The sequence below is a fragment of the Desulfogranum aggregans genome, assembly GCF_055398265.1.
Genome location: NZ_AP042447.1, coordinates 3,208,855 through 3,221,737 on the forward strand (window position 1 = coordinate 3,208,855; position 12,883 = coordinate 3,221,737).

The window sequence follows — 12,883 nt, forward strand, 5'->3', positions numbered from 1 at the left end:
CTTCCAGGTGGCAACGTCCCTGGTAGTAGCGGAGTACATCAATACATTACCAACCGGAGAAGTGCGCCGCGCAGGGAGACTCGATGAGTCTGCGTTTGTCCACTGGCTCTTTTTTCTCCAGAGAACAAACAACAGGTAAAACGCAGACACTTTGCTTTCACTGATTCCGTTAGAAATGACTGCTTCTATTGTAGCAGCACACCACTTTCTGTCCAGCAAGTGGCCTTTTTTTACGATTGTCAATTTTTTTTGTTGAGAGTGCCCAGAAAAGGAGATAATTCATTCAAGGGAAAAAGAGGGATGGAGATAGTTGACATGCATCAGTTTGATATTTGAATAATTTTTTTTACCTTCACCGGTGCATCATGGCCTGTGCGCCGAACCTTTCCCTCCAACAACGTGCTGGCCACCGCCAATGTTGCACGTGAAGCATCCAGACGACAAGGGACGAGCATGAACAATATCCAGGAAAAGGATTGGGCCGATGACAGTTGGTTTCCCCATACCGGTGTCGATACCTTTGAAGAAAACGTTAACCAGCAGCAACAGCGGGACAAAACCGATCAGGACACACCAGCGGTCAGCACTCCCCCTAGTTCTCAGGGAAGTAAGGAGTAAGGACACGTGCCCGCACCTCCTCCGGCCGCTGCCAGGGGGATAAAACCAAAGCAGCAAGCAGGCTGTGTGTTTGACAGTATTGCCCCCAGTACACTCGCCGGCTTTCCCTCATTACCCGTTGCCGGAGCAGGAACGCAAATATCGCAGTGCCACCCGCAGAGAAAGAGCATACAATGGTTGCCACCCCCTCCCCTTCCCCCATGCCCAGAGAGGTCTCTGCCCTCAATACTTACTGGCTTGTGCAATACCTTGAGACCCATCATCCGACACTAAATATTGAGGCACTGCTCGCTCGAATCCATAGCCAATACTCCTGCTATGTGGAGAATCTGCAAACCGGGGCGATTGAGGAGCTGTCGCAGGCGCACCTGAAGAATCCCAGATACTGGTTTTCCAACCAATTTGTTCTCACTCTCCACCAGTTGATCCAGGAGCAGATTCCAGACCCCCGTTTGGGCTTCAAAATTGGCAGCTCCATGTATGCGACCCAACCCATGATTGTCACCGCCCTCGGCATGCCTTTACTGGGAACGCGCAAAGTTGCCCTGAAAGTATCCAAAGAGGCGGCCAAATACAACCGGACCAAACAGTACCTCATCCGGGAGCTCGACAAAGGATTGGTCAAAATCCGTATCCTGCACAACCCAGGGGTGATGACCAATGCATTTACCATGCAATGGAATGCCGGGTGCTTTGCCTCCTATGCCCGGCTGTCAGGGGCAAAAAACGTCTCCGTCGATCTGGAGTGTATCGATCCAGGCCCGACGGCTCCCACGCAAGACAGTCAGGCCATCTGGGATTTTACCATTCGCTACCAAGAGCCTGGTCTTTTCTCCCGCCTTGCCAAAAGCGCTCTACGCAATCTCCCGGGCATCAGGAAACTGGTGGAACGGGCAGAGGCCATCGAAGACGATCACCAGGAACAGATAGTCAACCGGGATCGGATCATTCGTGAACGTACCAGCGAACTCGCCGAGGCCAACAGGGTTATGCGCCAGGAAATAAGTGTTCGCAAGCAAGCGGAAGCAGCTTTGCGGCAGAGCAAGGAGCAGCTGCAACGCTACATCGCTGCCATTGACGATATAGGCATGGGGGTCGGCATAATCGACGCCGATTATCGTCTTCGCGAGATGAATGCTACCCTTACCGCCTGGTATGGCCACCAGCAGGGCGAAAGATGTCACCGGCTCATCATGGGGCAAAGCAGCCCCTGTTCCCATTGCCGTTTACCAGAGGTGATTGAGCAGGGAGAAAAAGTCAAATACCTGGCAACAGTCTCTCAGGGAAGGTTTGTGGAGATTGTCGCCACCCCGATTACCAATCCCGACGGAACCCTGTCGGCCATGGCGATTTTTCGAGATGTAACTCAGCAAAAACACCAGGAGCAGCAACGCCTGAAAACCCTGCAGCAGCAAGAACAATTGAAAAAATTTGCCAGCTTGAAAAACATGGCGGCTTCCATTGCCCACCGTTTCAATAATGCCATGAACGGCGTACAGGGGAATCTGGAACTGCTCACCATGCTCTTGCCGCAAACCACCGATGCCTACAGAATGAGCAAAGACGCCTTCACCTCGGCAAAAGAGGCCTCGCAAGTTGGTTCGATGATGCTCAGCTATGTCGGCCAAAACCCACCGCAACCACATACAACTGCCCTTTACAATCTGGTCCATGAATCTGCTGAGGCAATTCCGGACACGTATCAGCAATCGGGAGTGCTCACCATTGTTCCGCCCACTGCACCAATATACTGTTCCGTTGATCAGGAGCAGATAAAAGAAGTCATTAAAAATATTCTGCTCAACGCCTTTGAGGCCCTTGAGCAGAGTACGGGCTCGATCACAGTTACCTTTGGTATCGATCATGTCACCACCGACGCCCTCCCCCTTCTCTTCCAGGGGAGCAGTATCTGCGATGGCCTATTCTCCTACTGCCAGGTTACGGATACCGGTCATGGCATCAGTCCGGACAACTTAGCCCGAATATTCGAGCCCTTTTACAGCACCCGCTTTGTTGGCCGCGGACTGGGATTGGCACTGGCATCGGGAATCGTACAGGCACATGGCGGAGCCATTACTGTAAAAAGCACCCCTGACAGAGGCACAACGGTACGAATGCTGCTGCCCCTGGCATCCGCAACCGAACAACCTGCCACTGCTCGTGCTGGCAGGGTCGAAGCCGCGCCACGCAAAATGACCGGCAACATCCTGCTGGTGGACGACGACCCCATCGTGCTTGAGGTCGGGAGAAACCTCCTCTCTATTCTCGGCTGCACGGTCCATACGGCCACCAATGGCAGAGAAGCGGTTGACCAGGTGCTCAAGCTGGATGGTCAGTGCACAGCCATCATCATGGACATTTCCATGCCGGTAATGAACGGTATAGAGGCCATGGAAGTCATCCGCAATATTGCGCCTGCGGTCCCTATCCTGCTCTGCAGCGGCTACGCGGAAACAGATTTTTCCTTTACCAACAACAGCGACGCCATCCCGGACGGATTCCTTGCCAAACCCTTTCAGCTCGCTGACGTAAAAAGCAATCTGGAAATCCTGGTGGGCAGCCACAGCCTTTAATCAGTTTTTCTGATCAATAATGGTATCTTACATCATTCAGTCTCTGTTCCTGCGGGCTTGAATTGGAAAAAAATGACGAAAATATTGCACATTACCAATGGTGACAACACCGTACACCTTATGCAGGCGGCAGAACTGCCGGGTACTTTTCTGCCCTGGCGTGATGTCCTCCACGAAGGCCCGGTGCCCTCAGGTCTTGAACTGGAAGCATTGTCAACGCTACGGGCACAGTTTCTCACCGGCAGGGACTGGGGTGATGCACGGCGGCTGGCGAAAGACTTTCAGCGCAGAGATGCACACCTTCAGGGCTGGTATGCACACGACAAAATCATTCTCTGGTTTGAGCACGACCTCTATGATCAGTTGCAGATCCTCCAGATACTTGACTGGTTCCATCGCCATCGGGTCCTGGGTAAGATTGAGCTGACGATCATTTGCACCGATCAGTACCTGGGCATGCTCTCTCCGCAAGCAATCAACGGGCTCATGGTTCATGAAGAAACGGTGACCGAGCAACACCTTGAGCTGGCCACTGCCTACTGGAGCGCATTCCGCTCGCAATCCCCTGATCAGCTGGAAGCGCTCCTGGATGCTGACAGTACCCCCTTGCCATTTGTTGCCGGGGCCGTGGAACGATTGTTGGAGGAATATCCGTCCACGGCCAACGGACTCTCACGCACAGAGCAACAGGCCCTGAGCATCATTCATGGAGGAGAACAGTGCTTCGGTCGAGTGTTTGAAGCAAATCAGCAGATGGAAGAGCGAATGTTTATGGGTGACCTGAGCTTCCAGACAATGCTCCACAACTTTATCCGCTCCAATCCGCCCTTACTGACCCTTTCGACAGGGACGGAGATTACTCTGCCGGTGGATTCTGCACAACGGTTGACCATCACTGCTACCGGGCGCGATGTCCTGGAAAGTAGAACCAATTGGCTGGATACTGTTGCCATCGACCGGTGGCTCGGCGGGGTGCACCTTACCCCGGCTACCACCTGGTGCTGGAATCCCATCTCCCGGTCCCTTGTCAGACGCCATGCGGCATAGCATAGGGACTGATCAATACCCTGGCGCCCTCTGCTGCGCTGTCTAGCACGCCTGAGCAGGAGGCACCCCGCATTGCAACCGGTGGATGCGGTTAAAAGTCCTCCTCTCTATATACGTCAAAAAAGGTTTTCTCACCAATCAGGGAATCAATTTGCCACTGGATGTCCCTTACCTCTTTCCGACCCATCCATTCAGCCCAGTCATCAGCAGTCTCCCACTCACTCATAACAATGAACTCACCAGGATCATTTAACTTTGAAAAGGTCGCCCGGGAAATAAATCCCGGTTGTCTTTCAGCACTCGCTCGCAGACTCTTGAGCAGCGGCACAAGCTTTTCCCTGTGTGAAACGCGAAACACCCGTCTACTGATGACCTTGACATACATGGCTGACGCCCTCCTTTTGCTGAAAAAAAGGTTATTTTGCTCTCTCCCGCCGGTGGGAAACAGCAATGTCAAAACAGATACATGCCTATCCTAAGGCTGGATGGAGGAATACGCAATATTCAATCCGGCGGTTACATTACCGTTGGCTGCAGTGTAACAGAAAAATACCCACCATGAGGGAATATCGCACTGCTTTTCCAAACGCATACCTGCACCGTATACCCGGCTTGAAAGGTTGGCCGCCACCCCTTCCCCTTGCTCCGTGCCGATAGCTCAACGTGCTTTTCGTGCCTGCCAAAAACATTCAACGCTTGACACCTGCACCAAATAAGTAATATTATATTACTAATATATATATCTATCGGCTGTACGGACGGAGGAGAGAATATGCGCAACGCTGATTATGAAAAGATATTAAACACGTGGAAAATTTACGATGAAGCTGAAAGATGGAGCTTGAAAAGTCTGTTTGAGTGCAGCAAACAAACTCAAACCGTTGACAATTTCATCAAATTTCTGGAACAGAAGGTAAAAAAAACCTCACCGGTGTAACCTGGTTTCACTAGAAGAAAAAAGAGGTGGCCATGCCCTTCCTCTGCCGGGCCAAGCACGGTAAAGGGAGAGGTCTGGGCGGTCATCGCTCCTCTTGTCTAATTCCTTTATCAACGAACGGCAAATAAACGCTACCCGTCGACATGACATGCTGATTTCCGGGAGTTGCCCGCTATCGTTCAATCACCATCTGCACTGCCTGGGTCCTGGGAAAATATTCCAAGGGAACGGCAAAGAGGTTTCTCTGTAAATGGACGATGCTGGTGGTGTTTGCTCTGCCACCAGCATACGTAAAAACCCCCTGGAAAAGGATACACTCCAGGGGGTTTTTGCAGTATACGGTGGATTGAGCCCTCTTAGAAGTGGCTGAGCGGGCCGTCAAGATGATCAACCCATATCTGGACAAACTGGTCGAATTCAGCCGTTCCCTTGAGTATCGTTGTTACTTCCATACCTTCCTTGCTCAGGATAGATTTCCATGAATCTGGTTCATCCCCTGCCATATCATTTTTCGCATGATCACCTGCAACGGACATGAACGGCATGAGGTAGACTTTTTTTACCTCAGCTTTCTTCAGTAAGTCGATGATGGTATCAAGTTCAGGGTACCCCTCGACAGTGCCGACAAGAACATTTGGATCTTTCAGCTGCAGTTGAAAATTGAGCGCTGAATAAAAGGCGTTTGACGGGTGATGCGTCCCATGTCCCATAAAGACCACAGCTTCGTCTTTTTTTCGTTCTTTGGGAATGATATCAAACAAGGCGTCAACCGTGCGATCCATGTCTTTCTGGGTTGCCAGCAGGGGGTAGCCAAGAATAATGGCGTCAAAGGCTCCCATGTTCTTGAATGAGCCGACAACCTTACGTAAATCATGGTATTCCGCCCCACCGATGGTGTGCAGCGACTGAAGAGCTACATGGGTGAAATCTTCATCAGCCATTTTGGCAAGCGCAACTTTAGGCGAATCAAGCGTGATCCCCTGTCCGGCAAGCTTTTTCCTGATAATATGGGAAGTATATGCCCATCTGACCGGAATATTGGGATAGGTTGCCTTCACTTTCTTCTCTATGTTTTCAAAAGATACCTGGGCGCTCTGTTCGCTGGACCCAAAGGCGACAAGCAGTATTCCGACTTTTCTTTCTTTCTCTTCTCCATGATGAGCAGCCATGCCAAGACCGGCAAAAAGCAGACACCACACAACACAAACGATGGTACACATCCTCAATTTCAACATTTTTCACTCCTTTTTCTTTCTGTTGAAGCCCCAAAAAAAAACCCCGGATCACAATGATCCGGGGATGCCCTGTTATTCCCTCGCTGCAAGCCCCTTTTTCCACGAGGAGCTATAAATACGTTTTCAGGCAGGTCTTCTGACTTTTCCTTCTCTTTCAACGGCCTTCCCACATGAGCAGCAGTGGCACACAAGGTTGAAAAAGTTCTCTTGAAATCTGCGTATGCTTCAAGAGAGAGGATTACAGCGGCGGGCCCGTTCCGGATTTTCACCGGATTCCCTATTCACCACAAACGTGGCACCTGAATTGTAGCGTCAGCTTTACAGAGTATGGATTGAAATGTCAATATATGTAGTTGGAGATACTATCAAAAATAAATAAAACTCTAGCATATCAAAAAGATCTTTCTTCCTGCAAACCAACTAAAGCCCTTACAGAGAAAATCTCTTTTAACCTGTTGTTTTTGCAATATTTTACAAACTATCTATGTTTCTATAAGTGAGAGAAACATGAACATAGCTCTTCTCGCATCTGGTCGATGGGCAGGAAAAGAATTGGAAATTTCGAGCAGGGATAAAAATAGCCTCTGGAGGACCCAGAGGCTACTATATTACTGATTTCATTGGCGGAAGTGCATGGGAATCGAACCCACCTAGCAGGCCATTAACCCGCTACACCGGATTTGAAGTCCGGGAGGGCCACCAGTGCCCTTTCCACTTCCGTCGTTGCAGGGTAGAGTAATATTTATTGACCTGAAAAACAACTTTTTATTATACTTAGCGCTTACCAATCAGTTATCCCTATTTCAACAATCAGCACCCCGCCCGGGGAGGAATTTTCTCAAAAAACCCTATGGAATGTGAACGACTTATTCGCTTGATCAAAGACTGGTACCTTCGCGTTAAGCAGGAGACCATGGCTCCTGCCCGGATGATGCAGTTCGTCGATCAGCATGTGAAAGAGTGCGAAATCTGCAAAGCCGAACCTGGGCTAGCAGAGGAAATCGAAAAAATCAGGTCCTTTGTGGTCCCTGAATCAAAAATTCCCAAAGCCATCCGCGCCCAGGACGATCGACCCACGCCGGAAATTTCCCCGGACGAGGAGGAGGAAGAAGAAGAGAAGTACATTGATGACGATGAGGACGAGGAGGAAGATGAAGAGTTGGATCACGACCCGACCCCGGATAGCCAGCCGACAGACGAGTAAACCTAACGAAGCAGAGCCGCGTCCAGGGCTTACACGTCCAGGACCCACACTCTACCCTCAATATCGTTCAATAGATAGCTCACCTCCCTTTCCTCCAGACTGTCCCTCTCTTTTTTCTTTAATCAAGCCGCTTTGAAAATCGCACTGCACTGACAAAAAGAAAGAAGGCTGCAAACCCCAGCAGGAAGTAGATATCTGGTGCAACTCCGGCAATGGATTCCCCGCGAAGAATGATCCCTCGAATGATCCGCAGAAAATGGGTCAGCGGCAGAACTTCGGCCAACTGCTGGGCGATACGCGGCATAGCAACAAAGGGAAACATGAACCCGGAGAGCAGCATGGACGGAAGAAAGAGAAAAATAAACATCTGCATGGCTGCCAACTGATTGCGGGCCAGCGTCGAGATAGTCAACCCCAAGGTCAGGTTGGCAAGAATAAAGATCAGGCAGACCGTATAGATGGCCGTCAGCTTGCCCGCCACCGGAATGCGGAACAGGAGTACCCCCAACAACAGGATCACTGATACCTGGATCAGGCCGATACCGATGTAGGGGATGATCTTGCCCACCATCAGCTCCAGGTTGCGCACCGGGGTGGCAATGAGCAACTCCATGTTGCCCCGCTCGCGCTCCCGGACTATGGCAATAGAGGTAAACATTACCATGGTCATGGTCAGGATGACCCCGAGCAGACCGGGGACGGTGAATAGCGCCGCCCTTCTTTCCGGGTTGTAGAGCAGGCGAACCGCGATCTGGCGTTGTTGTTCCTGGTTGGTCACCACCCTGTCCGGAGCAAACGTAAAGTTGCGCAACTGACGGACTGCAGCGGCCAAAGTGGTGTCTGATCCATCCACCAACAGCTGCGCAAGAGGCCGGTCCCCCATGGTGTAGCGTTGCACTGTGTCGCGAGGGATAAACAGCCCTGCGCCGACGGTGCCATCGCGGATGAGTGCTTCCAGCTCCTGGGCAGTTGAGACAGTGGTGCTAAAATCAAGTACCTGGGTCGCTGCCACATCCATGATGAGCTGCCGGGAAAAAGAGCTGTTGAGGTTGTCGGCAACCGCTGCCGGAACGTGGCGGACATCGGTGTTGATCGTATAGCCAAAGAGGACCAACTGGAAGAGTGGGATCATGATCACCATGCCAAAGGTCAGCCGATCATGGACCAGGTGAATCACTTCTTTACGGCAGATGGCGACAATGCGCACCAGCGAAGGGACAGAATCGGACATGTCAGCCTCCTGTTCCATTGCAACGGGTGGCCATAACGAATACATCCTCTATGGTGGGTTGATCCGGATGAATGGTCAGCGCATACCCACTGAGCTGACTGTCCAGCCACTTCCTGCCCTGTTCCGGTCCCTGTCTGAGCAGCACCCTCAGGGCATTGCCGGTACGGGTGGTGGCATACACCCCGGAGCGTGCCTTGAGCGTTGCAACAGCAGGGGTGATGTCCTGTCCTTCCAACCGGAATACTGTCGCGCCAAGCCCTGCCCTGAGCTCTGCCGGGGTTCCGTCGGCCACCTTCCTGCCCTCGTTGAGGATGGCAAGGTGATGGCACCGTTCGGCCTCGTCCATGAGGTGGGTAGTCACCAGGACCGTGGTCCCGGTCTCGCACATGATAAAGAGCTCATCCCAGAAAGCCCGCCGGGTATTGGGATCGACTTCAGAGGTTGGTTCATCAAGCAGGAGGAGCTGCGGCTTGTGGATGATGGCGGCTGCCAGGGCGAGCCGTCGCTTTTGCCCGCCGGAAAGGTCGCCGGCCTGTCGCTGGCGAATATCCATGAGATGAAAACGCTCAAGCAGTTCCATGATCCGGTTCCCGCGTTCACCGCGCCCGACTCCCATGATCCGTCCCATAAACTGCATATTCTGCAGCACACTCAGGTCGCTGTACAGGGAAAACTTCTGGGTCATGTATCCGACCTGCCGCCGTACCTGCCTGGTATGCTCAGGAATTTTCAGACCAAGTACTTCTATCTCCCCGCCGGAGGGGGTGAGCAGGCCGCACATCATGCGTATGGCGGTGGTCTTGCCGCTCCCGTTGGGGCCAAGAAAACCGTAGACCGTCTGGCAGGGGATGGTCATATCGAGCCTGTCTACCGCTACACAGGAGCCAAAGGCCTTGGTCACTCCCTGTACGCGAATGGCGACGTTCACTCCCGCTCCAACACTAGTTGCGCAGGTGTCCCGGCGGTGAGTTGATCTGCCTCCTCTTCGGTCAGCTCAAGCTCTGCAACATAGGACAGACGTGAACGGTCATTTTCCGCCAGGGCAAAGTAGGGAGTGAAGGAGGCCTCCGAGGAGATGGAGCGCAGGCGTGCTGCATAGGGGCGCTGCCGTCCGTCAACCAGGACGGTATATGTCTGCTGTGGCAGCATGCGGGCACGGAAGGGTTCAGGAACATAGACCCTTGCCCACGGACGTTGACCGGCCAGGAGTGTACATACCACTGCCTGGCCGGGCGGAGTGTCTCCCCGCTTGAACGGGAGACTGTCGACCCTTCCCCCGCGAGCAGCCCGAATGGCGTACTCCTCAAGCATCAATTGCATCCGGTCACGCTGTGCGCGCAGGGCCGACAGGGCGAAACGGGCCTGATTGATCTGTTCTCTGCGGGTACCGGCCAGGAGCCTGTCCAGGACAGCGGTCTGTACATTGACCTGTTCCCGGGCGTTCTGGTAGGTATTGCGAGCGTTATCGAGCTGTTGGCGGCTAGTGGCCCGGGTGGTAATCAGGGTCTCCTGCCGCTGGTACTGCTCATGGGCTGTATCCATGGTTACCTGTGCCGCACGCAGCCTGGCCCGGGTTTCGGCTATGATTTCCGGACGCGGTCCGGCTTCCAGCTCCTTGAGTTGCCACTCGGCCCGACTGACCTGAGCGTCGATCTCCCGCCATTGTTCCCTGACCTTGCGGTCATCGATCTGCATCAGGAGGGTACCCGCCGCGACCTGCTGCCCCTCCCGGACCAAAATGTCGATGATTTCTTCGCCAGCAGGCGTACGGTGATGTACCCGATCCCACTCCAGGGTGCCGAGGGCTTGGGGAGGATTTTCTCGGCACCCGGGCAGGCAGCAGATGACGATAGCGGCAGCCAGCAGGAAAAGTGCTCGTCCAAGCGGTCTCCATCTCGTCCTCACCTGTTGTGCCCCCGCACCGGAACTCAGCAAAACAGCCAGGGGGTTACCTTGCGCCGTGCGGCCTCGTAGGCGCGAATGCGTTCACTCTTCTCCAGGGTAAGGTCAATATCATCCAGACCATTGACCAGGCAATGCTTGCGAAAGCCATCCACATCGAACCCGAGCTGGCTGCCATCGGGCTTGCGGATAACCTGTTTGTCAAGGTCTACCTCCAAGGCATATCCAGGAGTGGAATAGGTCTCTGCAAAAAGAGCATCAACGATCTCCTCAGACTGGACGATGGGAAGGATGCCGTTTTTAAAACAGTTGTTGAAGAAGATATCAGCATAGCTGGGGGCAATGAGCACCCGAATCCCGAAATCAAGCAGTGCCCATGGGGCATGCTCCCGACTCGATCCGCAACCGAAATTTTCCCTGGTCAGGAGGATAGAGGCGCCCTGGTACCGCTGCTGATTGAGGACAAACTCCATATTCAGGGGGCGGTTGCTGTTGTCCATCCCCGGCTGCCCTTCATCCAGGTAGCGCAAGGTATCAAACAGGTTGGGACCAAAGCCGGTCCGTTTGATGGATTTGAGAAACTGCTTGGGAATAATCAGGTCAGTATCCACATTGGCCCGATCCATGGGGACAACTATCCCTTGGTGTACATTAAACGGTTCCATTACTCGTTCCCCTTCCATGTTCTGATATCGACAAAGTGACCGGCAATGGATGCGGCGGCTGCCATGATCGGGCTCACCAGATGGGTGCGGCCACCAAACCCTTGCCTTCCCTCAAAATTACGATTGGAGGTCGAGGCGCAGTGCTCGCCCTGCCCCAGTTTGTCCTCATTCATGGCCAGGCACATGGAACACCCCGGTTCACGCCACTCAAAACCTGCGTCGCGGAACAAGCTATCCAACCCTTCCATCTCTGCCTGTTGCTTCACCAGCCCGGAACCCGGCACCACCAGGGCCTGCTTCAGGGTGGAAGCAATCCGGCGCCCCTTGACCACCGCAGCGGCTGCCCGCAGGTCTTCAATCCTGGAGTTGGTGCATGAACCGATGAAAACGCGATCAAGACCGATGGCCGTGATTGGCGTACCGGCGGTAAGGCCCATGTATTTGAGGGCATTGGTTATCCCGGCAGCCTGGGTTTCGGTCTCCGCCTTCCGGGGATCAGGGACCGTGCCGGTGACCGGAATCACCATCTCCGGGGAGGTTCCCCAGGTGACCTGTGGTTCGATAACGGCGGCATCGATGTTGACCACCTTGTCGAACTCAGAGTCTTCATCAGAGACTAAACCCTGCCAATATTCACTGGCCAGCTCCCACATCTCGCCTACAGGGGCAAAGGGCCGATCTTTAACATAGGCAATGGTCTTCTCGTCCACTGCCACCAGTCCGGCCCTGGCTCCGGCCTCAATGGACATGTTACAGATCGTCATCCGTCCCTCAACAGAGAGAGAGCGGATGGTCGGGCCGCCGAACTCGATAGTGTAGCCGGTGCCGCCGGCTGTACCAATACAGCCAATAATGTAGAGAATCAGGTCTTTCGCCGTTACTCCCTCACCAAGCTCGCCCTCGACGAAGATCAACATGTTTTTCATCTTTTTCTGGATAAGGCACTGGGTAGCCAGTACGTGCTCCACTTCCGATGTACCGATCCCCTGGGCTAACGCCCCAAGCGCACCATGGGTGGAGGTGTGGGAATCACCGCAAACGATGGTCATCCCCGGCAGGGTCACGCCCTGTTCCGGCCCCATCACGTGGACAATCCCCTGCCGCTGGTCATCCATACCGAACTCACGAATGCCGAACAGTTGACAATTTTCGTCCAGGGTCCGCACCTGCAATCTGGAAATCGGATCCTGAATGCCACTGACGCCCGCCCCCCGCTCCGTCGGAGCGGTGGGCACATTATGATCCGGGGTGGCCAGGTTGGCTCCTGGGTTCCATGGTTCACGTTTCTGGAGACGAAGCCCCTCAAAGGCCTGAGGCGAGGTAACCTCATGGATCAGGTGGCGATCAATATAGAGCAGGGAGGTCCCATCAGAACGTTCCTCTACCTGGTGGGCTTCCCAGAGCTTATCATACAAGGTTTTTCCGGCCATTGCTTCAGCCTCCGCGAAAACGTATTATCTGTTCAATATAT

General features: G+C 53.5%; 11 protein-coding genes, 1 tRNA gene and 1 riboswitch. Of the genes, 4 read left to right on the top strand and 8 right to left on the bottom strand.

Annotated elements, in window-relative coordinates:
* Nucleotides 1-372 precede the first annotated feature (372 nt).
* The 3 genes from ACZ52Z_RS14115 to ACZ52Z_RS14125 all read left to right on the top strand — a co-directional run bounded on the left by ACZ52Z_RS14115 (nt 373) and on the right by ACZ52Z_RS14125 (nt 4,238).
* On the top strand, nt 373-618 hold the full coding sequence (locus ACZ52Z_RS14115; RefSeq protein WP_464267416.1) for a hypothetical protein: 246 nt from the start codon (nt 373-375) through the stop codon (nt 616-618).
* Between the two features lie 173 nt (nt 619-791).
* Nucleotides 792-3,191 carry a hybrid sensor histidine kinase/response regulator gene (locus ACZ52Z_RS14120; RefSeq protein ID WP_464267417.1) on the top strand — a complete coding sequence of 800 codons (2,400 nt, stop codon included), beginning with the start codon at nt 792-794 and terminating at the stop codon, nt 3,189-3,191.
* 72 nt (nt 3,192-3,263) lie between these two features.
* Nucleotides 3,264-4,238 (top strand): hypothetical protein, encoded by a 975-nt coding sequence (locus ACZ52Z_RS14125; RefSeq protein ID WP_464267418.1) that lies wholly within the window; start codon nt 3,264-3,266, stop codon nt 4,236-4,238.
* A gap of 91 nt (nt 4,239-4,329) precedes the next feature.
* Here ACZ52Z_RS14125 and ACZ52Z_RS14130 read toward each other — a convergent pair whose 3' ends face one another.
* The 3 genes from ACZ52Z_RS14130 to ACZ52Z_RS14140 form a co-directional block, all read right to left on the bottom strand.
* Nucleotides 4,330-4,623, bottom strand: a complete 294-nt coding sequence (locus ACZ52Z_RS14130; RefSeq protein ID WP_464267419.1) for an antibiotic biosynthesis monooxygenase family protein — start codon at nt 4,621-4,623, stop codon at nt 4,330-4,332.
* Nucleotides 4,624-5,531: 908 nt separating this feature from the next.
* Complete coding sequence (locus tag ACZ52Z_RS14135) at nt 5,532-6,410, bottom strand: sirohydrochlorin cobaltochelatase (RefSeq protein ID WP_464267420.1); 879 nt, start codon at nt 6,408-6,410, stop codon at nt 5,532-5,534.
* 109 nt (nt 6,411-6,519) lie between these two features.
* Nucleotides 6,520-6,727: riboswitch (cobalamin riboswitch) on the bottom strand.
* 304 nt (nt 6,728-7,031) lie between these two features.
* Nucleotides 7,032-7,129 (bottom strand) — tRNA-Sec (locus tag ACZ52Z_RS14140).
* 131 nt (nt 7,130-7,260) lie between these two features.
* Between ACZ52Z_RS14140 and ACZ52Z_RS14145 the strand changes: the two genes are divergently transcribed.
* Complete coding sequence (locus tag ACZ52Z_RS14145; RefSeq protein WP_464267421.1) at nt 7,261-7,614, top strand: hypothetical protein; 354 nt, start codon at nt 7,261-7,263, stop codon at nt 7,612-7,614.
* A gap of 118 nt (nt 7,615-7,732) precedes the next feature.
* Here the strand turns inward: ACZ52Z_RS14145 and ACZ52Z_RS14150 are convergent, their stop codons facing one another.
* From ACZ52Z_RS14150 to leuC, 5 genes are read right to left on the bottom strand one after another with little or no spacing between them, the layout of a single operon-like run.
* Nucleotides 7,733-8,845: an ABC transporter permease gene (locus tag ACZ52Z_RS14150; protein WP_464267422.1), complete on the bottom strand. Its 1,113-nt coding sequence runs from the start codon at nt 8,843-8,845 to the stop codon at nt 7,733-7,735.
* A 1-nt stretch (nt 8,846) separates the two neighbouring features.
* Nucleotides 8,847-9,773, bottom strand: a complete 927-nt coding sequence (locus ACZ52Z_RS14155; protein ID WP_464267423.1) for an ABC transporter ATP-binding protein — start codon at nt 9,771-9,773, stop codon at nt 8,847-8,849.
* A complete protein-coding gene (locus ACZ52Z_RS14160; protein ID WP_464267424.1) occupies nt 9,770-10,750 on the bottom strand; it encodes an HlyD family secretion protein in 981 nt (326 codons plus the stop codon). The genes ACZ52Z_RS14155 and ACZ52Z_RS14160 overlap by 4 nt, the downstream gene beginning before the upstream one ends.
* A 23-nt stretch (nt 10,751-10,773) precedes the next feature.
* A complete protein-coding gene (leuD, locus tag ACZ52Z_RS14165) occupies nt 10,774-11,412 on the bottom strand; it encodes a 3-isopropylmalate dehydratase small subunit (RefSeq protein WP_464267425.1) in 639 nt (212 codons plus the stop codon).
* Nucleotides 11,412-12,842 carry a 3-isopropylmalate dehydratase large subunit gene (leuC, locus tag ACZ52Z_RS14170; RefSeq protein WP_464267426.1) on the bottom strand — a complete coding sequence of 477 codons (1,431 nt, stop codon included), beginning with the start codon at nt 12,840-12,842 and terminating at the stop codon, nt 11,412-11,414. The genes leuD and leuC overlap by 1 nt, the downstream gene beginning before the upstream one ends.
* Nucleotides 12,843-12,883 lie beyond the last annotated feature (41 nt).

Excerpts from the sequence above, each read along its gene's own strand:
- ACZ52Z_RS14135 (WP_464267420.1), bottom strand. The coding sequence starts at position 6,410 with ATGTTGAAATTGAGGATGTGTACCATCGTTTGTGTTGTGTGGTGTCTG.
- ACZ52Z_RS14125 (WP_464267418.1), top strand. The coding sequence starts at position 3,264 with ATGACGAAAATATTGCACATTACCAATGGTGACAACACCGTACACCTT.
- ACZ52Z_RS14120 (WP_464267417.1), top strand. The coding sequence starts at position 792 with ATGGTTGCCACCCCCTCCCCTTCCCCCATGCCCAGAGAGGTCTCTGCC.
- ACZ52Z_RS14145 (WP_464267421.1), top strand. The coding sequence starts at position 7,261 with ATGGAATGTGAACGACTTATTCGCTTGATCAAAGACTGGTACCTTCGC.
- leuC (WP_464267426.1), bottom strand. The coding sequence starts at position 12,842 with ATGGCCGGAAAAACCTTGTATGATAAGCTCTGGGAAGCCCACCAGGTA.
- ACZ52Z_RS14130 (WP_464267419.1), bottom strand. The coding sequence starts at position 4,623 with ATGTATGTCAAGGTCATCAGTAGACGGGTGTTTCGCGTTTCACACAGG.
- leuD (WP_464267425.1), bottom strand. The coding sequence starts at position 11,412 with ATGGAACCGTTTAATGTACACCAAGGGATAGTTGTCCCCATGGATCGG.
- ACZ52Z_RS14150 (WP_464267422.1), bottom strand. The coding sequence starts at position 8,845 with ATGTCCGATTCTGTCCCTTCGCTGGTGCGCATTGTCGCCATCTGCCGT.